This is a genomic window from Mastigocoleus sp. MO_188.B34 (genome assembly GCF_030065675.1).
In the GTDB taxonomy this organism is placed as follows: domain Bacteria; phylum Cyanobacteriota; class Cyanobacteriia; order Cyanobacteriales; family Nostocaceae; genus Mastigocoleus.
Genome location: NZ_JASJDK010000005.1, coordinates 52851 through 75522, shown reverse-complemented (window position 1 = coordinate 75522; position 22672 = coordinate 52851). Strand labels below are relative to the sequence as shown.

At 38.1% G+C, this 22672-nt stretch carries 18 protein-coding genes; 13 read left to right on the top strand and 5 right to left on the bottom strand.

Annotation, left to right across the window (positions count from 1 at the left end; all coding sequences use genetic code 11):
• Nucleotides 1–59 precede the first annotated feature (59 nt).
• Nucleotides 60–2438 carry a molecular chaperone DnaK gene (gene dnaK / locus QNJ50_RS02170; protein WP_300631524.1) on the bottom strand — a complete coding sequence of 793 codons (2379 nt, stop codon included), beginning with the start codon at nucleotides 2436–2438 and terminating at the stop codon, nucleotides 60–62.
• 118 nt (nucleotides 2439–2556) lie between these two features.
• Between dnaK and QNJ50_RS02165 the strand changes: the two genes are divergently transcribed.
• Together QNJ50_RS02165 and QNJ50_RS02160 are read left to right on the top strand one after the other, a co-directional pair.
• Entirely contained in the window at nucleotides 2557–3414 is an 858-nt protein-coding gene (locus tag QNJ50_RS02165; protein WP_300631523.1) for a M28 family peptidase, read from the top strand.
• A 132-nt stretch (nucleotides 3415–3546) separates the two neighbouring features.
• The gene (locus tag QNJ50_RS02160) at nucleotides 3547–4560 is read left to right on the top strand and encodes a DUF3179 domain-containing protein (RefSeq protein ID WP_300631521.1); all 1014 of its coding nucleotides are present in this window, start codon (nucleotides 3547–3549) and stop codon (nucleotides 4558–4560) included.
• 103 nt (nucleotides 4561–4663) lie between these two features.
• Here the strand turns inward: QNJ50_RS02160 and QNJ50_RS02155 are convergent, their stop codons facing one another.
• Together QNJ50_RS02155 and QNJ50_RS02150 are read right to left on the bottom strand one after the other, a co-directional pair.
• The gene (locus tag QNJ50_RS02155) at nucleotides 4664–6028 is read right to left on the bottom strand and encodes a DUF3370 domain-containing protein (RefSeq protein ID WP_300631580.1); all 1365 of its coding nucleotides are present in this window, start codon (nucleotides 6026–6028) and stop codon (nucleotides 4664–4666) included.
• Between the two features lie 40 nt (nucleotides 6029–6068).
• Nucleotides 6069–6605 (bottom strand): peptidase C15, encoded by a 537-nt coding sequence (locus QNJ50_RS02150; protein WP_300631519.1) that lies wholly within the window; start codon nucleotides 6603–6605, stop codon nucleotides 6069–6071.
• 58 nt (nucleotides 6606–6663) lie between these two features.
• On the opposite strand from QNJ50_RS02150, the gene hisH reads away from it, so the two are divergent.
• Nucleotides 6664–7299 carry an imidazole glycerol phosphate synthase subunit HisH gene (gene hisH, locus QNJ50_RS02145; RefSeq protein WP_300631517.1) on the top strand — a complete coding sequence of 212 codons (636 nt, stop codon included), beginning with the start codon at nucleotides 6664–6666 and terminating at the stop codon, nucleotides 7297–7299.
• Between the two features lie 160 nt (nucleotides 7300–7459).
• A complete protein-coding gene (rsmD, locus tag QNJ50_RS02140) occupies nucleotides 7460–8005 on the top strand; it encodes a 16S rRNA (guanine(966)-N(2))-methyltransferase RsmD (RefSeq protein WP_300631515.1) in 546 nt (181 codons plus the stop codon).
• 198 nt (nucleotides 8006–8203) lie between these two features.
• On the opposite strand, the gene petG is transcribed toward rsmD, so the two are convergent.
• The gene (petG, locus tag QNJ50_RS02135; RefSeq protein ID WP_300631513.1) at nucleotides 8204–8317 is read right to left on the bottom strand and encodes a cytochrome b6-f complex subunit V; all 114 of its coding nucleotides are present in this window, start codon (nucleotides 8315–8317) and stop codon (nucleotides 8204–8206) included.
• A gap of 210 nt (nucleotides 8318–8527) precedes the next feature.
• Between petG and QNJ50_RS02130 the strand changes: the two genes are divergently transcribed.
• The 4 genes from QNJ50_RS02130 (at nucleotide 8528) to QNJ50_RS02115 (ending at nucleotide 12126) form a co-directional block, all read left to right on the top strand.
• Nucleotides 8528–8902 (top strand): cytochrome c, encoded by a 375-nt coding sequence (locus tag QNJ50_RS02130; RefSeq protein ID WP_300631578.1) that lies wholly within the window; start codon nucleotides 8528–8530, stop codon nucleotides 8900–8902.
• A 122-nt stretch (nucleotides 8903–9024) separates the two neighbouring features.
• On the top strand, nucleotides 9025–10197 hold the full coding sequence (locus tag QNJ50_RS02125; RefSeq protein ID WP_300631511.1) for a RuBisCO large subunit C-terminal-like domain-containing protein: 1173 nt from the start codon (nucleotides 9025–9027) through the stop codon (nucleotides 10195–10197).
• A 116-nt stretch (nucleotides 10198–10313) separates the two neighbouring features.
• A complete protein-coding gene (locus QNJ50_RS02120; protein ID WP_300631509.1) occupies nucleotides 10314–10913 on the top strand; it encodes a GNAT family N-acetyltransferase in 600 nt (199 codons plus the stop codon).
• Nucleotides 10914–11217: 304 nt separating this feature from the next.
• Nucleotides 11218–12126 (top strand): NF038130 family PEP-CTERM protein, encoded by a 909-nt coding sequence (locus QNJ50_RS02115; protein ID WP_300631507.1) that lies wholly within the window; start codon nucleotides 11218–11220, stop codon nucleotides 12124–12126.
• Nucleotides 12127–12480: 354 nt separating this feature from the next.
• Here the strand turns inward: QNJ50_RS02115 and QNJ50_RS02110 are convergent, their stop codons facing one another.
• The gene (locus QNJ50_RS02110; protein WP_300631505.1) at nucleotides 12481–14208 is read right to left on the bottom strand and encodes an ABC transporter ATP-binding protein; all 1728 of its coding nucleotides are present in this window, start codon (nucleotides 14206–14208) and stop codon (nucleotides 12481–12483) included.
• A gap of 488 nt (nucleotides 14209–14696) precedes the next feature.
• Between QNJ50_RS02110 and QNJ50_RS02105 the strand changes: the two genes are divergently transcribed.
• From QNJ50_RS02105 to QNJ50_RS02085, 5 genes are all read left to right on the top strand, one after another.
• A complete protein-coding gene (locus QNJ50_RS02105) occupies nucleotides 14697–15101 on the top strand; it encodes a PH domain-containing protein (protein WP_300631503.1) in 405 nt (134 codons plus the stop codon).
• A gap of 608 nt (nucleotides 15102–15709) precedes the next feature.
• Nucleotides 15710–17047 carry an SLC13 family permease gene (locus QNJ50_RS02100; protein WP_300631501.1) on the top strand — a complete coding sequence of 446 codons (1338 nt, stop codon included), beginning with the start codon at nucleotides 15710–15712 and terminating at the stop codon, nucleotides 17045–17047.
• A gap of 375 nt (nucleotides 17048–17422) precedes the next feature.
• Nucleotides 17423–18649 (top strand): MFS transporter, encoded by a 1227-nt coding sequence (locus QNJ50_RS02095; RefSeq protein WP_300631499.1) that lies wholly within the window; start codon nucleotides 17423–17425, stop codon nucleotides 18647–18649.
• 424 nt (nucleotides 18650–19073) lie between these two features.
• Nucleotides 19074–20090 (top strand): peptidase M48, encoded by a 1017-nt coding sequence (locus tag QNJ50_RS02090; RefSeq protein WP_300631497.1) that lies wholly within the window; start codon nucleotides 19074–19076, stop codon nucleotides 20088–20090.
• 1095 nt (nucleotides 20091–21185) lie between these two features.
• Nucleotides 21186–22571, top strand: coding sequence for an NAD-dependent succinate-semialdehyde dehydrogenase (locus QNJ50_RS02085; RefSeq protein ID WP_300631495.1), 1386 nt, complete (start codon nucleotides 21186–21188; stop codon nucleotides 22569–22571).
• Nucleotides 22572–22672: the final 101 nt, after the last annotated feature.

The window sequence follows — 22672 nt, the reverse complement described above, 5'->3', positions numbered from 1 at the left end:
GCAGATATTTCCTACAGATAAAGCTGAAAATCCTACATACAGATAGTTACCGGTATAACTTAGAACCAGTCATCATCATCGTCATCCCAATTATCTCTGTAGCTGGGGCGGGGGTTACGAGAAGAACTTCGCTTTCCTTTATAAGAACGGCTGTCTCTGCTATCCCTTTCTAGATCTCGATCTTTATCATAACTTCGACTATATCCTTGGTTATAGTCTTTGCTTTTTTCTCGGTTATAGGTTCCTAGATCGCGATCGCTATCATATCCTCGCCTATCATCTTGTTCCCAATCTTGGTTGTTGTTACGACCCCGATTGTAATCTTTCTCATAACCTTGGTTATAACCTTGGTTATAATTTGGGTTGGGTTCTCGGTCATAGCCACCACCCCTGTCGTAGCTAGCACCACGTTCGTAAGCTCCACCACGTTCATAACCTCTACGTTCATAACCACCACGGTCATAGCCACCACCAATATCATAGCCACCACCCCGGTTGTAACCACCCCGGTCGTAATCTCGATTGTAGCTTCTGTCGTTGTAAAAATCGCGATCGTCATCATCTTTCTCACCAATAAAGATGTCGCGAATTGTACCAAACAGGTCATCTTCTTCATCTTCTTGGAAGAATTCCCGAACTTCTCGACTTAATTCATATAAAGCATCTTGCAAATCAGCGTATGTCTGATCTATTCCCCGCTCATCTTGGGCTTCTAAACTTTCCCGCAGTTCTCGACAAATATTATCTATGCGCTGGCGGCGATTGCGAGCAAAATTAATACCTAAATCTAATGCGACTTCCCGTAATTGTCTTTCGGCTTGCAATATTAATGCTTCAGCACGATTGCGCTTTTCTACTTTTTCTTTACGCTGTCTGTCTACTTCCGCAAATTTTTCAGCTTCTTGAATTATCTGGCGGATTTCAGCTTCACTAAGGTTGGAAGCGCCTTGAATTGTAATACTTTGTTCTCTTCCGGTAGTCCGATCTAAAGCTGTTACCTGTAAAATTCCATTTGCATCTATGTCAAAAGATACTTGTATTTGTGGTATGCCTCTGGGTGCTGGTGGAATACCGTATAACTTAAATCTTCCCAGGGATTTATTATCCGCAGCCATTTCCCGTTCGCCTTGGACAATATGAATTTCGACGGTATTTTGGTTATTTTCTGAAGTAGAGAAAACATCGGAACGGCGAACTGGGATAGTAGTGTTACGAGGAATTAATTTTTTCGCCACCCCGCCAATGGTTTCTAATCCTAGGGATAGAGGTGTAACGTCCAGTAATAATATATCTTTGAGTTCTCCGGCGAGAATGCCTGCTTGCACCGCTGCACCTACCGCTACAACTTCGTCAGGATTGACATTTTGGTTGGGTTCCAAGCCGATCATCGCTCGAACCAATTGTCTAACCATCGGCATCCGGGTAGAACCACCTACCAATACTACTTCATCAATACTTCGTGGCGACAATCCCGCGTCTCGTAATGCCCGTTTCACTGGGTTGCGCAATCTTCCCAACAAATCATCGCACATTCCTTCAAATTGAGCCCGAGTCAACCGAGTTTCTAAATGCTTTGGACCATCTTCTGTAGCGGTAATAAACGGTAAATTGATATCAGTGACCCCAACCGCCGAAAGTTCAATTTTGGCTTTTTCTGCCGCTTCCATTAAACGCTGTAAAGCTTGGCGATCGCGTCTTAAATCTACACCTTCAGTTTCTAAAAATTGTTCTGCTAACCAATTTACAATCCGCGTATCAAAGTCATTACCCCCCAACTGGGTATCACCGCTAGTTGCTTTGACTTCAAATACACCATCGCCTACATCCAAAATAGAAACATCAAAAGTACCGCCACCTAAGTCAAATACCAAGATAGTTTCATTTTCAGCCTTATCCAAACCGTAGGCTAAAGATGCGGAAGTTGGTTCGTTAAGAATTCGTAACACTTCTAAGCCAGCAATTCTACCTGCATCTCGGGTAGCTTGGCGTTGAGAATCATTAAAGTATGCTGGAACTGTAATCACCGCGCCGGTTACAGTTTCTCCCAAATAAGTACTAGCATCTTCCGCCAATTTCTTTAATATCATTGCGGAAACTTCTTCCGGGGCAAAGTCCTTACTTAAACGCGGACATTTGATTTTTATACTGCCAAACTCATCTTTGCGGATGGTATAAGGTACGCGCTTTGTTTCCGGACTAAGTTCGCCATACTTACGTCCCATAAAGCGTTTAATTGCGAAAAAAGTATTTTGGGGATTGAGGATGGTTTGTCGCCGCGCCATTTGTCCCACAACTCTTTCGCCATCTTTACTAAAGCCTACCACCGAGGGTGTGGTTCGCATTCCTTCAGCATTGGCAATAACCACCGGCTTGCCTCCCTCCATGACGGCAACTACTGAGTTGGTTGTACCCAAATCAATGCCGACTACTTTGCCCATGCGTTACTTTTCTCCTAATGTTACTTATAAATTTTATTTCTTTAGATCCAATGCTTGATTTATTGTATCTTGCACTTGAGAAATACACTGTCATTGAGTATTCTTTATCAATTAATTTGTGAATTTAAAAGAGCAACTAACAACTCACCTCTCTGAAATAGTACGGGAGCGCGATCCATATATGGCGTCGGCTGGTCATTTTTTTGTCCAGGAATACATTCGCGCTTCATTTAGTCAGTGGGGAAGTGTGGAAATCCACACCTTTTCATTCAAAAGTAAAACATTCAAAAATCTCATCCTCAATTTACCTGGTTTACCCAGAAAGAAAAAGAGAGATTTACCACCAATTTTAATTGCTGCTCATTATGATGCTGTTCCAGGATCTCCAGGGGCTGATGATAATGCTACGGGGGTGGCTGTTCTCTTAGAATTAGCCAGAATGTTTGCAAAAGAACCGATTAAATATCCCCTGCGGCTAATAGCTTTTGATATGGAAGAATATGGTTTGATTAGTACTTCCGGTGCTGCTGACTATGCAGCAATGTTGCAGCAAGAGAAACAAAAATTACGTTTGATGATTTCTCTGGAAATGCTGGGTTACAGAGATTCTAGACCTAATTCCCAATCTTACCCTCCTCCTTTAGAACGCTTTTATCCCAATCGTGGGGACTTTATTGCTTTAATTGGTAATTTGCGAACTATACCAGATTTAATTCATCTGTGCCGTAACATCCGCCAATCTGGGACACCTAGCGAATGGCTAACAGTACCAAATAAAGGTAAAGTTGTTCCTGATACGCGACGTAGCGACCACGCACCATTTTGGGATGCGGGTTATCCAGCGATGATGGTGACGGATACATCACTTATGCGCAATCCCCATTATCATAAACCCAGCGATACTATTGCTACTTTAGATTTAGATTTTCTTACGGGAGTTTGTCGGGGTTTGGAGCAAGGGATTAGGAAGATTTGATGGGGATTGGGGACTGGCTATCGCCAATCCCCAATCCCCAATCCCCTCTCATCAAATTATTATCTGATTCTCAAGCTGCATTAAACTTCATCAAATCTACTAGTAATTAGTAGGAGTTTGAGGATACGAGCTATGAAAATACTAACCCGGTTAGCTATTGCTGTTCTGCTAACGATCGCAATCGCATTTGGCGGATTAGTTACTCATGCTGGTGGTTGGGATAATTTTAAACTCCGCTATTTTTTTCTGACAAAATATTTTAACGACCAAAATAAAGAACTTGATGACCTGCGCAAACAAAATAAAAATCCATTAGAAAATGCTCGAATAAAATTAGATGATTTACTGGATGGGGGACCAGGTAAAGATGGTATCCCCAGTATTGACAATCCCAGTTTTGATACAGCTAAAACTACACTTTTCAAATCAGATGAAACAGTTATTGGTGTTGTTGTAAATGGAGAAGCCAAAGCTTATCCGTTTGGAATTATGAATTGGCATGAAATAGTTAATGATACAGTTGGGGGTATCAATGTAGCGGTTTCCTATTGTCCTTTATGTGACACAATAGTTGCTTTTCAACGAGGTGGTTCAACTTTTGGGGTCTCAGGAAAGCTTTATCACAGTTGTTTAATAATGTACGATCGCGCCGATGATACTCTTTATGCTCAACCTTGGGCTTTGGGTGTGTTTGGTCCTAGAGCTAATGTTTCTTTAGCAAAAGTTCCTACTGTTAAAACAACCCTTGGTGCTTGGTTAAAAAAATATCCCAACAGTAAAATTCTTTCTACTAAGACCGGACATAACCGCAATTACCAAAGATATCCCTACGGTACCTATTACACAGATAATCAAATTATATTCCCCGTCCGCAATCAAGGTTCTCGCAAGCTTCTTCCCAAAGCAATTGTCACCTATGTTTGGGAAGCAGATAATAAAAAGCCTAATAACCGATTTTCTGGTGCAAGTTTGCAGTTTAATCACCAAGAAATGGCAAAAGTTGGTACCAAATTAGTTGATTTTAACGATCGTCAAATCCGCGCTCGTTGGGATAAGGAATTTGAAACAGTCATTGTGGAAGAACTAGATGGAAAGCAAATACCAAGTTCCACAGCATTTGCTTTTGTTTATCCCGCATTTTTCTAAGTGATTGAAACCTTACCCCGATGTATCTGGTGGTGCGTTACGGCTCAAAGATATGTTTCTTTTTCCCAATCATTAAACCGCACTGTAACACACCATATTCAAATCAAAAAGTTCTTACAGTCAACACCTGAGGTGGGGTTGCATCTGGAGGATAAAGAAAGTCTACCTGCACCAATCTTGTGTCATTTGGCTTGATATTCAAGGTTACCAAAGGTTTACCTTGTTCGCCTCGGTTTTGTACCAAATGCACGTAACGTGTCTGCGGTATTCCTTTATCGTCAGTGTAACGGACTAATACTGTTCCCCGGAAAAATACTCTTTTGGTTGGTTCTGTAAAAAAACGCAATCCATTTTTACTTAACTTGTCTTCTTTAATTGGTGTTTGTAAGGAAACACTGACAGTTTTCTGGCTATTTCTATTATTGTAAAGCGGTAAACTTAAGCTGTATTGGATTCCATAGTTACCGTGGGCGCGATATGCTGTGTCGGGATAGCGGACTAGCATGGGTGCGCTTTGAATCTGTTCAGTACCAAGGGTACCGCGATCCAGGGTACTAATACCGTAAGAAATGGCGCGATCGCGATCAGGAATTGTTAAATAAGTTGCTTTGGGACTATCTCGCAGTAAAGTTCTCCATGAAGAACCCCGAGCAACTCCTGCAACGCGACCATAAATTATCGATTTATTAGTTTGGTCTGGAGGAGTGGGTTTTTTATCTCGCGGTCCAGCTAACTCGCCATTGTTAAGTAAATTTTTCCATTCTGTTAGGGTTGGAGCGCGTTCTTGACCATTTGCATCATTCGGTGCAAACATTGCCAAACTAGCTGCATATACCGTTCCATTGCTCCGTAATCGCATTAAAGTCGATCTACCGTTGATGGGTGGGTCGAATTCTTTTACCGGAATTGGTGAATTTAGTAACATTTTACTTTCACCAGGTGGGATAGTTATTTGTGGAGGTAAGATAGACTGTCGCTTGCTGCGGAGAACGTCATGGGTAGCGCGACTACCTGGACCAGCATGTACTTTACCAAAAAGATTATTCTCTTGGGCTGGTAGGTCAACAAATGGCGCATCGGGTTGACTGAGATAACTGGCTGCATGTAATACATATACCTTGACAGGTTCTTTGCTGGGATTATGCAGAATTACACCTATATGTAGTGTCCGTAAATCTTCTGGGGTTTGAGCTTTCGCAACATGATGTGCAAATATATCAAATCGACCCCGGAAGGGAAAATTCAAATGTGCTTCTGGCGATTTTTTATTTTTTTGGGGAAAAGTAGAAAGCAAAATCCCTTCTTTAAGAACTAATTCTGGACTATTGCTATTAAATACAGGGACATTATCAAGATTACCTGACAAAGATCGAACTTCCTGCGGTCGAACAAATTCTACTGGTGCTGGAGAAGGAGTAACTTGAGCGATTGGAAAAGCAATTGAAAAATGTAGTAAGAATGGCAACATATATCCAGATGTTTTTTGCACCATCAAGACGCATATAAGTTTATGAAAGTGCCAGTCTATCAATAATTAATAGAAAATGATTAAGGATAGATGAAGTATTTTCTTCAGTCAAAATCGGAACGTGAACAAATATGCAAGGAATTTTGATTTGATTTTGTTGCAAATAATCTAAGACTGAATAATAAAGTCCTTCACAGACAAATTTACCGCAGTCATGGCTAATCTGAACATTTTCTATACCCTTGACTAAAAGTTCTAAATCAACTGTTGTATAAAGAACTCTTTGATGCTTTTCTGTAGATAATATAGCTGTACTACTAGCATTTGATTCCACACTCAATTGAATTCTTTTTTCTGCCATACCGCAACAGATTATTGCACCTGGCTGGATTTGACGGATTTTTTTAATTACCCGATCGCTAGCCAAATAAATATCAACTGGTATCTGTTTTACAAAAGTTAAATAATCATCTGTTGGGTAAATTTTTTCGAGAGCAATCAACAAATCATTTGCAGAATTTGATTTTTGATCTGGGAGCCAAATATCAAAAGAAGTTAATAGTATTCTTCTCTTCATAAAAAATTTTATTTACAATAGAAATACCCTCCATAATAAATTTATCGGGAGCAGGCAAATGGCTGTAATTGCAATCGTAGATTACGAGATGGGTAATTTGCACTCAGTCTGTAAAGGATTAGAAAAAGCAGGAGCTATTCCAAAAATTACAGATTATTCTAAGGATTTAGAAAGAGCAGATGCCGTTGTTTTACCAGGTGTTGGAGCTTTTGACCCCGCAATGCGAAACTTGCGAAATCGAGGTTTAGAAGGTCCAATAAAATCAGTTATTGCATCAGGTAAACCATTCTTAGGTATTTGTTTAGGATTGCAAATTCTCTTTGAATCTAGTGAAGAAGGTGTTGAACGGGGATTAGGAATTATTCCCGGAAAAGTAAAACGTTTCCATCCAGAAGCAGGAATTACAATTCCTCATATGGGTTGGAATCAGCTCGAAATAACCCAACAAAAATCAACTTTATGGGAGCATTTACCTTCCAGACCATGGGTTTATTTTGTTCATTCTTTTTACGTTGACCCCATAGATCCAAAAATTTCTGCAGCTAATATTACTCACGGAAATCAAACTGTAACAGCTGCAATTGCTAAAGACAATTTAATGGCTGTACAGTTCCATCCGGAAAAATCTTCTAATATTGGATTGCAAATTCTGTCAAATTTTGTATCTCAGGTTAGAGAAAAAGTTATGGTTTAATACATTTATTTTCGACAACTTAGATTAAAATATTGGGATATTTGCGCCCACTTTAAATAATTACAGTTTTATGTCTGTGATAACTTTACTTTTCTGTAATTGGGTTGAAGTGAGGCAAAGTTTGTGATGCAAATTGTCCCGAGTCCGAAAAATATAAAGTATGAGTCTGAGAATTTACGGTAATCGTCAGCTGAAAACGCTACCGGGTAAAGAAACAAGACCGACGGTTGCACGTGTAAGAGAAGCAGTTTTCAATATTTGGCAGGGTACAATTACTGATTGTAGTTGGTTGGACTTGTGCACCGGAACCGGTTCTATGGGTGCAGAAGCTTTATGTCGAGGGGCGAGTTTGGTAGTAGGTATCGAAAAATCTCGCCGTGCTTGCAGCGTAATAAAAGAAAACTGGCAGCAATTTGCTAACGACGAGCAAAAATTTGAAATTTTACAGGGCGATCTACTATCGCAATTAGAAAAACTTAAAGGACAGCAGTTCAGCAGAATTTATTTTGATCCACCCTATGCAAGTGGTTTATACCAACCTGTCTTGGAAAAAATATCTCTCAACCAAATTTTAGAATCGGAAGGTGAAATTGCAGTGGAACACAGTTCCAAGGGTTGGACATCACCTGTAATCTCTGGCTGGAGTATTTGCCGTGAAAAAACCTATGGTAGTACGGGATTAACTTTCTATAGGAATGGGGATTAGGGATTAGCAATTACCAATTACCAATTACCAATTACCAATTACCAATTACCAATTACCACCTCGACAGATATCATAGCTGCCAAAACAGGTCATATCCAGATTCTAAATGAGTAAATTTTTTAATAAATATGAAGGGAAAACACTTATTTGAAGTATTAAGGGCGCAAGCAATTGCGCCCCAGTTAGTCCTGATATGACTTACAAACCTAGTTGGTTGCCACGCTTGTATTGATCATATGCTTTGTAAAATAGTCCGCCAAGGGTGACGAAAACTAAACCAAGAACAATTCCACAGAGTAAAGGTTCAACCACCAGACAACTCCTTTGTTGCGATTAGTAAACAAATTAATTCACGATTCTGATTCTACCAAATTGGGTTATAAGGGCTTCATTGATAGATTTTCAGCTCTTAAAGAAACCTATAAAATTCCTCCACGCGCTTGCAGACAAAATCAAGAACTTTTAAGCTATGTGTATGAAATTAATATTTTCTGGCAAACCTCGACCATAGCAACAAATCCGTTGAATAATCAGATCGCTAAACCCGAAGCTCTAATACAGCGCATTTTTTTGACGGCTCTAGCCCTTGTGCTAGCAGTCCTATTGGTCGTTTTTGCAGTTAATTTGGCTCGGGCTTCCGATCCGTATATCAAAACAGTTTTGTCATTGGATGGCGATCCAGTTCAAGGACACGCTATCTTTCAAATTAATTGTGCTGGTTGTCATGGCTTAGAGGCAAATGGAAGCGTTGGTCCTAGCTTACAAGGGGTATCAAGACGTAAGTCTCGTTTTGGGTTAATTCAACAAGTCGTTAGTGGTGAAACCCCTCCGATGCCAAAGTTTCAGCCTAATCCTCAGGAAATGGCTGACCTTTTAAATTTTTTAGAAAGTCTTTAGGTCGGCGATTTGGGATTGGCGACTGGGGATTGGGGATTGGGGATTGGCGACTGGGGATTAGTAACTTATAAACTTATAACTAATCACGACTACCAATTACCAATTACCAATTCCCATTAGCAATGACAATAGAAGTTGATTATCGTTTCCCTGCGGGTGTAGGTGCCCAAAAACAAGCTAAGATTATCGCCGTCGGGCAAACTGCAGGTACTTGGAATGCCCGTTTTAGCGATCGCGAAGCAACTTTAAAATCCCATTTGGGAGAGGTTATCTCTGTTAAAACTGATGAAGTAACAGGTCAAAGTATCGCTACGATTCGCTTTCCGGAAAAAAATGTAGAAAATGATATTTCCAGCCTAGTGACGATGATTTTTGGTAAGTATTCCATGGCTGGAGCAGCAAAAGTTATTGCAGTGCGTCTTCCACAAGAATATGGTTTAAGACCACAATTTGGGATTACTGGTATTCGAGAAAAACTTGGCGTGTTTGACCGTCCCCTAATTATGGCGATTTTTAAACCTGCATTGGGACTTTCTGCTCAAGACCATGGAGCGATTTTCAAGGAAGTTGCTTTTGCAGGGTTAGATATTATCAAAGATGATGAAATTCTCGGCGATTTGGATGTCGCACCAACATTAGAACGCTTGAAGGCTTGTCGCCCAATTATTGATGCTATGAAGCAGGAAACCGAACGTACTGTGCTATATGCAGTTAATGTCACCGGTAGTGCTGACAAGTTACTAGATAAAGCACGTTTATTAGTTCGTGAAGGTGCAAATGCACTTTTAGTTAATGTTCTTTCCTATGGCTTTTCAGTGTTACAAGCCTTAGCTGCTGATGCAGAGATAAATGTTCCTATTTTTACACATCCAGCCTTTGCAGGAGCGATGTGTGCAGCCCCTAATTATGGTATGGCATATTCAGTAGTACTTGGAACTCTGATGGCTTATGGTGGTGCTGATGCTGTCTTGTATCCTGCACATTACGGTAGTTTACCTTTTGATAAGTTAGAAGAAGCCAAAATTAGAGATATTTTGTGCGATCGCAATGTTTTTCCCGTTCCTTCAGCAGGTATTCATCCAGGTATTGTCCCCAAAGCCATAAGCGATTATGGTCAAGATGTCATCTTGAATGCAGGTACTGGAATTATGGATCATCCCGATGGTCCTGCATCCGGGGTCAAAGCATTTTTTGCAGCTTTGGAGCGATTCAATAAAGGTGAATCTTTTAATTTGGAAAACTTACCTGATGGGGTATTGCGAAAAGCAGTGGAAAAATGGGGTAATGGAAGTTAAGTTGCTGAACAATTAACTATGAATAACTTGTAGAGACGCGACATGTCCCGTCTCCGTAACTTATCAGAACTAACCGAACTAATGAGATTGGCTACCAGATAAAGGATTATTTTGCGGTGTCTTCAATTATTAGGCTTGCTACAGGAAGTGATGCTGTGCAAATTTTAGATATTTACGCCCCTTTCTGTAACGATTCATCATCAGTGGTATCTTTTGAAGTTGAACCACCTAGCCAAGATGAAATGATATCTCGCATTAACTCTGTTTTACAACAGTTACCATGGCTAGTTTGCGAACAAAACGGTCAAGTATTAGGTTACGTTTATGCAGGACTTCATAGACAACGAGCAGCTTATCAGTGGTCTGTTGAGGTCAGCGTTTATATTCGCGATACAGAACGTCGTTCTGGTATTGGACAAGCTTTGTATACTTCGTTATTTAAAATTTTAGTCCTTCAGGGTTATTTTAACGCCTATGCTGGCATGACTCTCCCCAATCCAGGTAGTGCTCGACTCCATGAAAAAATGGGATTTAAACCAATTGGAACTTATCACAGAGTTGGGTACAAAAATGGTGCTTGGCGTGATGTTGCATGGTACGAACTTTCATTGCAACCACTAGTTAGCAATCCAGAAAAACCAAAAAATATTAATATCGTACGTAATTCTATGGAATTTGAATCTGCTTTGCAAAGTGGGATATCTTTGCTGACATAATGGTAAGTAACATTTATCTCTACTTATTCTATGTATAAGTAAAAAAACGTAATTGTTAAGGAATGTTTTAGTTATTTTTTTAACTTTTATTTATTAACTAACCATTAATCCTTCACCCAATATAGTCTCCTTATTTTCTAAACTTGTGTTTGGATAACAAACATCAGATAAGACCAAAAAAAAAATTGTATTCATAAGAATCAAAGTTTTTTTTCAGAACAAATCTTAGAAAAATTTAAGTGGAAAAAATTTCAAGTTTAGAAAATTTTAAATCGAACAATCAAAATTCTGAGGAGACCGGAAGATGAAAAGTGCTGTTAAAAAAATGTTACTCGCTACATCAATTGCTGCTGGTATGGGTGGAATGTTTACTGCTCCAGCACTTGCAGGTAGTTTAACTAACGCTACTATCGGTGGCTCCGCAGCGAATGATTATTATGTATATGATTCTGATGCTACCAATACATTTACTACCGACAAAACTCCAGAAAACCTTCAAAAAGTTTTAGGTGGTAATGCAACAGATCCTACAGGTAATGTAGAGCTAAGAGCTAGTAGCGAAAAAGCTGAATTTAATGTGAATGAGTGGAGAAAGAATACTACTTTAGAAGGTAAAATTGGCGGTCAAGATATTAAATTAAGCAGCATAACAATTGATGATTGGGTAAGTAGAGATGCTAGTGGTATGATATTTGCTCAACGTTGGTTTAATGATGCCTTGCAAGCAAACGGGTTTGGAATTTTACTTGATAGCATGTTTCGAGACCAATACTCGCAAGCCTTAAACATGTTTGCCGATCAAGGAGGATTCCAACGCTTCAGCGATCCAAATATTTCCTATGTTAACCAAGATGACAGTACTGGTTTAATTCGCATTGGATTAGCAGGTCACTTTGATGCCACCGATTTTTTACTGGCTGGTTTGGGTGAAGATGAACGGAATATGGTAAATAGATTTCGCAGCACTAATGCACCAATACAAGCAAGTGAAATTGTAAAAGTAAGTTATAGAGGTGTAACTGATTATCTCTACAGTTTTAATGCTAGTAAGTCTGGGTTAACCGAAAAATTTGATGGTAGATCCCACAATGGTAATTACGAAGTTACACTCGCTGGTGTACCTCCCACCTCAGTACCAGAACCCTCTGTCATGTTAGGTTTAGTAACTGTTGCAGGTATGGTGGTTTCTCAACGTAAAACGAAGAAAGCTTAGCGAGGAAACACTAAGCAGTACACCGGTGTATGTTTGTTTAATCTATATTTTCAATTTCCGAAAACAAGAAATTGAAGGTCATGCTCAAACATTAAACTAAGATTGGAATATTAATTAACACTATGGATACGATTCATTGCTTCAGACTAAAACTACTGTCTAGCAAGAATTGTATCTTTTCATATCAGAAAAGCGACATTATAGGGATGTTGTTCATACCAAAGGTTTGACGGAAGCACAAATAAATAATCTTAAAGCTTTAGGAGCAATTGAAGAAGTAAGGAGTAAGAAGTCAGGAGTGACCAATTACCCCTTACCAATTACCCATTACCCATTCATTACCCATCCCCAAAATCAATTCTTAAATTGTTGAGCATAAAATTTAGCGTAACGACATTCCAAAGCTAATAACTCTTCGTGAGTTCCGGATTCGACAATCTTTCCTTTCTCGAAAACCAAAATACGATCGCATCTTCTGACGGTACTCAAGCGGTGAGCAATAATAAAGACTGTTCTTCCTTCCATTAGTCTTTCTAGTGCTTCTTGTACTAACGCTTCCGACTCTGAGTCTAATGCAGATGTCGCTTCATCCAAGATCAAAATTCTCGGGTTAAGCAAAACTGCACGGGCGATCGCAATTCTTTGTCTCTGTCCGCCAGATAAATTAACCCCACGTTCGCCAACCACTGTATAATAACCATCGGGTAATTGACTGATAAATCGATGAGCGTTGGCGATTTTTGCTGCTGATTCCACAGCTTTCATATCAAATTCAGTTTGTCCAAAGGCGATATTTTCAGCGATTGTTCCAGAAAACATAATGGTTTCTTGGGGAACTATTCCAATCTGTCGCCGCAAACTATGTAATAACACATCGCGAATATCAACCCCATCAACTAAGATTTGACCTTGTTGGGGATCGTAAAACCTTGGTAGTAAGTTAACAAAGGTGGTTTTACCCGCACCAGAAGAACCCACCAATGCGATCGCTTCCCCTGATTTTGCCAGTAAAGTAATATTATTGATGACTGGTTCGCCTGGTTTATAAGCAAAGGATACGTGACGATATTCTACTTTGCCATCAACTGGGGGAAGGGGTACAGCATTTGGTTTATCTACTACTGTTGGTTCAATTTCTAGTAACTCAAAAACCCGATCTACAGAAGCTTCTCCCTGCTTAAACTCATTGAAATTATTGGTCACGTGACCGATGGGGTCAATCAACAATGCACCACCTGTCAAATAACTAATAAAATCCGGTACCGTCAAATTATTACTCGCAATTAACCACGCGCCGATAAATACTATTAACAAGACACTTACAGCTTCGAGAAATCCAGCGATGGGAATTTGGATCGCTTTGAGACGTTCGGTGGAATATTTAGCTTGAAAACTGCGTTCCGCTTCCCGGCTAAATCTATTAATTTCATAGTTTTCCGCTGCAAATGCTTGGATTAGCCGAATACCACTAAACACTTCTGTGAGAATAGCTGATAAATCTGAAATCCGGTTTTGACTGCGACGGGATAACTTTTGCAGACGTTCGCCAAACCAACCAATTAAAGCTCCCATCACTGGTGCAACTATTAGAATTGCTAGAGTCAGTTGCCAATTCAACCAAATCATGTAAATTGGAATTGTAACCAACTGCAAAGAACTGGGGATTAGATCGTGAAAAACTTTATGTATTACTTCCCCAACGCGATCGACATCTTCAGTGAGACGGTAAGATAAATCGCCAGCCTTTGCTGTTTCAAAGTAACTTAGATTTAGCTTTTGTAAATGTGCGTAAACTTGCTTGCGCAGATTAAAAGCGACCCTTAAAGCAGCTTTCGCCATGTAGATATCTTGTACTGCTTGAAAAACGCCTCGTACCAGAAATACAGCAGTTACAACACCCAATAATTGTGCGATCGCCACCACATTACCCGAATCAAACAAAGTAGCTAATCTTTTCGCTAGAGTCATTAAGGTTAAAGTCGCCATAACATAACCGATAATGCCAATAAACCCCTTAACAATATTTAGCCATTGGGGGCGGATATAGGGTATTAATAGCCAGTAATTAGAACGAGTTTTCAAGCCGTCACATCCACACTAAAGATTTCCTTTGTTAGACGGTATCAGGTTTTGGGGAGTTTCTGAATGGTTAGGTGATACGGAATCGGGGAATTGGTAATTGGGGATGGGTAATTGGGAATGTGGGGTTGAGCAAATAGTATATATGGGGGTACATTTAAACTAAGCTGAAGAGTTACCCCTAGTTTAACGCCAAATATTTAACATATAGCACTACGAAGTTACGTTAGGACATATATTTACCTTAAAAGCAATACGTATTAGGCTTTTGACTTTTGCTCGCCTTTGGCGCGGTCTGTTTTGACTTTTGACTTTTGGCTTATGTCCTACGGACACGCAATACCTATAGCTGTGCTACCTGCGGATCCGGTACGCTGCGCTAGATGCTAATGACTTTTGACTTATGTCCTACGGACACGCTCCGCTAATGACTTTTTACTTGCGCGTAGCGCTATACAGCTTCATATCGCACGTCTCTGGTGTTACTGGTCATGGAAAAACAACTATACAAGTCTCATCCAGCAATGTTCCGAAATAACCCTCTTGGTTTTTTGCTCGCCATAATTCTGATTGCTGCATTTGGCTTAGGTCTGCTAATTCTACTTTTCTGGTGGTTAGATGTTGCTCAAACGACTTTAACAGTCACAGACAAACGAACAATCTTTAGTAAGGGAATACTTTCTAGATATACGAATGAGATATTTCATTCCGATGTGAGGAATGTCCAAGTTTGGCAAACTCCTTTTCAAAGAGTATTTAATATTGGAAATATCGGAATTTCTAGTGCTGGTCAGTCAGAAATTGAAATTCAAGTAGATGGAATACCTAATCCTGAAAAAGTACGAAAAATAATTGATAATTATCGATTACAGGAACACTCATCTTTTAACTTCTAATATTTTCATCGTCGAATAATCATTGCTACTGTCGTAAATATTTCCCAAACAAATTAATTAAAAAGATGGCTCTTTGGTACTTAGTATACTGAAAAAAAAAACTCAATTTAAAAGCCCAAAAAGCACACTTTACAAGGAAAGCTGACCTTATTTACTAACATTTTATCTTCTACATAGCTTGGGTTTTTAGACCTTTATTTTAAAGTCAATCTATGATGTTTAACTAATAGTTTGGCAGGACAGGTACTTAAGAAACAAAAATATTTCTAAGGGATAATCTATAATTTTCCCAAATTGTGATGTAGTTATAAAGTAACCTTCTAATACCCAGTCTAATAAATAAAATAAATTTTTTGTGTATTAATTAACAGATTAATAATCTTAATTGAGATATGGTTTTGCTCTCTTTAATCAACTTCTGATTATAATTAATTTAAGTCTATCAAATATCTTAAACCCTTACTATACAAGCATATAAAGAATAATTATTTTGATATTATTAGAAGTAATTTAATAATTTTAAATAATAACAATGTATTGTCTCGATTTTTTTTCGCTAGCATGCGAAGAATCGTCGATTCAATATTAATAAACTCTAGGAGTTGCTTGTGGAAAATTGGCAAGCCGTTGTGAGTGTGCTTACCCTTGTAGCGATAGTTGTGGTATTCACAACAGAATGGTTTGATATTACAATTGCTACTTTTTTAGGAGCCCTATTTTTAATTTTTACTAATGTCATATCACTTCGAGAAGCTATAGATTATATAGCCAGAAGTGATGATACCCTTGCTTTATTGTTTGGGTTTATGGTCTTAGTCAGAGCCTGGGAACAAACTGGAATATTTGAATATTTCGCTACAAAAATATTTTTATTTGCCAAGGGAGAAGGTAAACGTTTATTACTAACTATTGTTGGGATTACTTCTCTTACTTCAGCTTTTTTGCCTAATGCGATCGCAGTAATTATTTTAGCTCCTTTGATGCCAGAATTAGCCCGTCAATTAATGGTTAATTTAGCACCATTACTAGTTTTGCTGGTACTAGTTGCAAACAGTGCTGGATTATTAACTATTTTTGGCGATCGGGCAACTTTTATTGTTGCTGATGGGATAAATCTCAATTTTACAGATTATTTATGGCAAGTTGGTTTAGGAGGCTTATTTGCTGTTGGAACAATTACAGTAATGTTGCCATTTTTATGGAAAAAGATTTGGAAAACTAAAATTGAAGATTTTGACCGGCAAAGATTACCCCAAATCCATGCTCGTAATTTTTTAAATTCCAGTGGATTAATTATTTTGGGAATAGGAATATTTTTTATTTTTACCCAATTACTCAATTATGATGTCTCACCAACAATTTATGTTTTATTTACAGCGGCTTTAGTTGTACTTTCATCCCACCAAAATCGGATGAATTTAGTCAATAGTATATTTCAAGATATTGACTGGAGTATTTTAATATTTTTTGTGAGTATTTTTGTCGTAGTTGGTGGATTAGAAAAAGCTGGTGTAGTCAATGGTTTATCTAGAATAATAGCCGCTATTTTTGGCACAAATATTATATTTGGCTTACTAATTTTATTATTTTGTTGTGGCATTATATCAACTGTAATTCCTAGCCTTCCTTTGGTTGTGGCAATGTTACCATTACTCAAAGAATATATTGTGAGTGTGGGGCTCGCAAATTCAAGTTTTCTTTTATCTAATTTTCAAGGACAATTATCTGTTGAGGCTTTATTGTTATTTTATGCAATGCTATTCGGTGTGACTTTGGGAGGTAATGGTACCGCAGTTGGTGGAATTAGTAATGTTATTGCGGTGAACTATTCTGAAAGACAAGGAAGTCGAATTTCGTTTAAAAACTTCCTCCATTATGGTATTCCAGTGATGTTGTTACAGTTGGTCGCTATAGTATTGTATTTGCTGGTTCGGTTTATTATTTGATACTTTGTCTTTTAGCAGTTTTGTAACTTTATCCTTGGAAGATTTGATTTACTCAACCTGAAATCTAAACATTGAGTTCCCAGTCCTAGCTGCGAAGCAAAATCTACCTGAAGCTCTACAGATTACACTACAAATTTTTCTATTCTCCCCGACCCTCCACAACAAGGAGGGTTTTCGTTAATTCGTATTTAATTTTTCTAAGTTTGATTTTTCTAACTTCAAATTCTCTAACTTCAAATTCTCTAACTTCAAATTCTCTAACTTCAATTTTTCTTGATTAAATTTTTGTGACAGCAAGATATAAATTTATTCGCTGAATATACTATGTTTTCATAACCTAAAGTACCCGTATGAAAGTTAGACGGTGCCATAAAAATGACACAAAGTCAAAATCAAATAAATAATAATTACACAAATATTTTGTGGCTACAAGTTTGTTGTTTAGGTATGGTACAGGGGGCGATTAGTATTACTTGGGTGATTTACAATTTGTATTTACCTAAGTTATTAGTTGAGTTTGGCTTTCCTAAGTCTTTAGCAATTAGTTTACTAATTCTCGAAAATGCTTTGGCGGTGGTTATGGAACCTTTGATGGGTTCACTTTCTGATAATATGCAGCGCTGGTTTGGTAGCAAGTTTCCTTTTATTACTGCGGGAGTGCTTCTTTCTTCAAGTTTATTGATTGCAATCCCATGTCTTGTAACTTTTACTTCACCAGAATCAGTAATTAGATACATTTTGCCGGTTTTAATGGTAGCTTGGGCATTAGCAATGACCGTATTCCGCAGCCCGGTACTTTCTTTGTTGGGAAGATATGCATTGCCAAAAAGTTTACCAATGGCTGTAAGTGTCTTAACTTTGATTATTGGAATTATTGGTGCTTTTCGATTGACTGCTTATGATTTTATTCTTGGTTTGGGTCCAATAGCTACTTTTACTACTGCTTCCTTTGTTTTGTTAGCTTCTGCTGCAATTTTAAGATTCGTCCATCCACCGGATAGCATATCAGACCAACCAGTAGATCGACATCGTGCGGTCGCACCATTACCTGTTTCCTTTCCCGCTTTGGGTTTAATTTTTACTTTGGGTGCTAGTTTTGCTTGGGGTTATCGCTTGCTACTAGATGCTGTGGGGAAATTTCTCAAAGTTCAGTTGAGCCTTGATAATGTGGAATTACAATTAGCTATCTTTGGGATTGCGATCGCGATCGCAGCTTTACCCGCAGGTGCTGTAGCGACAAAAATTGGAAATCGTAAAGCAATGCTTGGTGGTAGCGGTGTTACTGTTGTGTTAATGTTTTTGATGCCTTTTATTGGGGCACAATTTATAGTTCTTGCTCTTTTGGTTGGAGCATTTATTTTTATTTTGAATGGTACTCTTCCCTTTGCTTTAGAAATGGTTCCACCTCATCGGGGTGGATTAGGTGTTGGGATGTATTTTGGTGGAGCTGGTTTAGCTATGAGTATTTTTGGTTCTACATTCCCAGATCCTAAAGCGATCGCTCCTGAGTTTGCTGCTGTGGTGAGTGCGATCGCGTTTCTGATTGCAGGTGTGTGTGTCGCTGCTGGTAATATTATTGACGCTCGAAATTCCGCAATCTAAAAGTCGCGAAGTTTTAAAAGTCATGAAAGTCTAAAAGTCGTAAAATTCTAAAAGTCACGAAAGTCTGAACGTCACCAAATTGTCACTATCTTTCCTGTAAGATTTAGATTCATAACTTTCCACCACGTAGTTTAGTCGTGGTGCGAAACCTGTTAGTGATTTGTCAAGCGCATTAGTCTGATGGTTTAGTTAATCTGCGAAACCTCTGGAGACGTAGCAATGCTACGTCTCTACAATATAAAAAAATAAACATAAAAAAATAATCTGAAAATTTATAACAATAAACAGTCACAAAGATTGGCTATTTCTGAAAATCATTTGAGAATAATTTTTAAAAATTCCCAGAAAATAACATTTTGAATCAGTAATTGCACTGTTAATATTGAATTCCATTTGTAATTTATATATATAGCAGGTGATAAAAATGTATTTTTTTAAAACAAAGTTTTTTAGTCTCGTTTCTCTTTACCTGCTTTTATTTCCCAATGTCGTATTAGCACAAACTGAGGGAATTCCTGAAAGCGAATCGGAAGCTGAATCTTCAGCACCGCAAATAGTTTTATACCAACAAGCGAAAAAAGAACTTGATTCTGACTTTTATGCTCTTTACCGGATTGTGGATCGAGTTTCTCGTGCAAATCAATTTGATGATCGCTCTTGGGTGGTAACAGTTGTTCCCAGATTGAAGAATTCTCCTGTTAGCAACAATCTGAATTCTATTGAGATTGAACGTCGTGCTCTGAGACTTTTGAATGGGGATTCTTCTGGGGTAGCTTGTATTGTCAGTCGAGAAATTGCTCGACGCACTCACAACTATAGGACTCTTGATGAAACCCAAAAGCAAGAACTGATTGCAAAAATCAAAGAAGAAGCAAAAGAAGAAGTATTGGGAAAAAAAAATAATACACTCAAACACAATGCGATGAATGTTGTTGGGAGTGTGATCACAGACCATTTACTTCCTGGTTTTATTGGTGACTTTGCCGGTTCTGTAATTGGTAGTCGTAGACACAGAAGGCGTATAAGTCGAAAAAAGCAGAAACGAATAGATGAAATTGTTGTAAGGAAAACTCAAGAGCTAGAGCAAAGTTGGATTGATGAAACCCGAAGTCGAGAATTAGAGTTGGACAAAAGTGCTTATTTGGCTACAGTTCGTGCAGGTTTTGAAGCGGAAGGATGCTTAAGAGCAATGACGATCTTAGCTCAAAGTAATAAGGATGATGTTGATGCTGGAAATTTGACAGTTTCCCAGCGGATAACTGCGCTGAAAAATTCAATTGCAGAGTATCCATTACAAAAATTGTTGCGTGAAGGAAAAACAAAAATTTCCCATACTCAACCTTTAGCTTATAATCTATCTGAGGATGGTAATTCTTTAAAAGTAAACTACAGTCAAAGTGATTCTGTCGCTAATGATATAGATAGACGCTTTGGAAATTGAGGATACGCGTACAACCTATCTCATTTAAGTGAGGTACACCTCATATCTTTAATAATTTAGAGGAGCAGGGAGCAAAGGAAATGTACCTCATCTATTTGCAAAGTGCTGTATATCTCTGAATTGAAATTTTCTCATATGGATAAAGCTAGAAGATGGTTAATAGCTAAGATAATAGGTAAAGAAAACGGGCAAAAGCAAAGAAAGTTTACTTAGTTTCTTTAAGAACAAGCATTAACTATTGCTGTACTAAACTCCGATTTAGGTACAAAAATCGATAGAGGTATATTTGTAGTGGGATTACTTTACTAACGGAGGATTTAAATTCATTAAATGTATGACGCAATATTTAAATTAAAACTCTAATTTATCATAATTTTTGTCGATTTTTTATCTGTTTTAACCCTGTCAAAATTCAGTGACAATTGCTTGAAAGTGAGTATTTACCAATCTATTTAAAACGTTTTCATAAAACAGATGGAAACACTGTAGCACACAAATTGTCTCATTCAAACCACATAAATGGTTCAATCAAAATTAATTAAAAAAATTAGCAATTAAAGTTAATTCATTGACTGTTTTTTATAAACATTGTCTAAAATTGAGCTAAGAAATCAGAGCATACTATTGAGATATTAAATTTATATTTTCTTACTTTTATACTTTGAAGTAATTAGGACAATTCCCAAAAATTCCCTGAATTAGTAATATTTTCACTGAATTATTTCCTTTTATTCGCAGCTGTTTAAAATCAATCAATTAACAATAAATATTTTCATCAAGAATTATGAAATAAATAATTATTTTGCCAAAACAGAAGTAATTGTCTAAGTAATTATGCCATTTAAATTAGTCTAATTAGTTGCTATCAACTCATCAATAACTGTAATTATCTGCATATAATTATTTGCTTAAATTGCTATTAAATTGAGGGAAAGCTGTATTTAAGACAAATGAGAATTTAAATTTTTAAGTTTTGAATTTTTAACATTTATAAAAAAATAGGAATTCCGAGACTACAATCTGGTTAGTGGTTTATACAGAGTAAATTTGTCAAACTGGAATGCCACACTAAAAAATCGAAAGGGAGGTCAGCTAATGGCTATCTCAACAATTAATCCGGCAACTGGAAAGTTGCACAAAAGTTTTGAGCCACTAAAACCAACAGAAATCGCTACAAAGCTAGATTTAGCACAACAGGCTTTTGCCAAACACCGGAAAACTAGTTTTGCCCAAAGAGCAGAATTAATTCGAGGTTGTGCTGAAATCTTAGAGAAAAATCAAGAAGCTTTTGCTTCTATCATGACTTTGGAAATGGGCAAAACATACAAAAGTGCTCTTGCTGAAGTCAAAAAATGTGCTTGGGTATGTAACTTTTATGCCGAACATGCACCTGAATTTCTTGCTGACGTCCATGTGGAAACGGATGGAAGTCAGAGTTTTGTTTCCTATCAGCCATTGGGTGTAATTTTGGCGGTAATGCCTTGGAATTTCCCATTTTGGCAGGTTTTCCGCTTTGCTGCACCCGCATTAATGGCGGGAAATGTTGCTTTATTGAAGCATGCTTCCAATGTTCCCCAATGTGCTTTAGCAATTGAAGAGGTTTTTCAAAAAGCTGGATTTCCTGAAGGGGTATTTCAAACTTTGTTAATCGGTGCGTCTCAAGTCGCGGATATTATTGCTGACGATCGAGTAAAAGCTGCTACATTGACGGGTAGCGAACCTGCAGGTGCATCTTTAGCTGCTGCTGCTGGAAAACAAATTAAAAAAGTTGTTTTGGAACTGGGGGGTAGCGATCCATTTATAGTTTTGGAAAGTGCGGATATAGAAGCAGCAGTTTCCACGGGTATTACAGCCCGAATGTTGAATAACGGTCAATCTTGTATCGCAGCTAAACGCTTTATAGTTGCCGAAAGTATTGCTGATAAATTTGAAAAATTATTATTGGAAAAATTCCAAGCCCTCAAAGTTGGTGATCCAATGGAAGCAGATACTGATATTGGACCCCTAGCCACACCTGGTATTCTTGATGAATTAGATAAACAAGTTCAAGCTTGTAGAGATGCTGGAGCAAAAGTTTTAATTGGAGGTAAACCTTTATCTGAAGGTTCTGGAGGTTCTAAAGGTTCTGGGAATTTCTATCCCCCAACAATAGTTAAAGATATTCCTTTAGATAATCCAATCGCCCAGGAAGAATTCTTTGGACCCGTAGCATTATTATTCCGGGTTCCAGATATTGATGCGGCAATTGAACTAGCAAATGCTACACCTTTTGGTCTGGGTGCTAGTGCTTGGACAGCAGATCCAGAAGAACAAAAACGCTTGATAAAAGAAGTTGAAGCTGGTGCGGTGTTTATTAATGGGTTAGTAAAATCCGACCCCAGATTACCTTTTGGTGGGATAAAGCGTTCTGGGTATGGAAGAGAACTCAGTATCCAAGGCATACATGAATTTGTCAATGTTAAAACTGTGTGGGTGAAGTAAAGTTTATATCCAGTCTGTTTGGGTGCTTGTTATACTGTTAATACTGGTAATAGGTAACGGGTAATTGGTAATTGATTTACCCCCTTTAGTAGAAGGCAGTA

Coding starts and splice junctions, on each gene's coding strand:
- QNJ50_RS02105 (WP_300631503.1), top strand. CDS start 14,697: ATGGAAAAACAACTATACAAGTCTCATCCAGCAATGTTCCGAAATAAC.
- QNJ50_RS02115 (WP_300631507.1), top strand. CDS start 11,218: ATGAAAAGTGCTGTTAAAAAAATGTTACTCGCTACATCAATTGCTGCT.
- QNJ50_RS02125 (WP_300631511.1), top strand. CDS start 9,025: ATGACAATAGAAGTTGATTATCGTTTCCCTGCGGGTGTAGGTGCCCAA.
- QNJ50_RS02090 (WP_300631497.1), top strand. CDS start 19,074: ATGTATTTTTTTAAAACAAAGTTTTTTAGTCTCGTTTCTCTTTACCTG.
- QNJ50_RS02160 (WP_300631521.1), top strand. CDS start 3,547: ATGAAAATACTAACCCGGTTAGCTATTGCTGTTCTGCTAACGATCGCA.
- QNJ50_RS02095 (WP_300631499.1), top strand. CDS start 17,423: ATGACACAAAGTCAAAATCAAATAAATAATAATTACACAAATATTTTG.
- dnaK (WP_300631524.1), bottom strand. CDS start 2,438: ATGGGCAAAGTAGTCGGCATTGATTTGGGTACAACCAACTCAGTAGTT.
- QNJ50_RS02155 (WP_300631580.1), bottom strand. CDS start 6,028: ATGTTGCCATTCTTACTACATTTTTCAATTGCTTTTCCAATCGCTCAA.
- QNJ50_RS02085 (WP_300631495.1), top strand. CDS start 21,186: ATGGCTATCTCAACAATTAATCCGGCAACTGGAAAGTTGCACAAAAGT.
- QNJ50_RS02150 (WP_300631519.1), bottom strand. CDS start 6,605: ATGAAGAGAAGAATACTATTAACTTCTTTTGATATTTGGCTCCCAGAT.
- rsmD (WP_300631515.1), top strand. CDS start 7,460: ATGAGTCTGAGAATTTACGGTAATCGTCAGCTGAAAACGCTACCGGGT.
- hisH (WP_300631517.1), top strand. CDS start 6,664: ATGGCTGTAATTGCAATCGTAGATTACGAGATGGGTAATTTGCACTCA.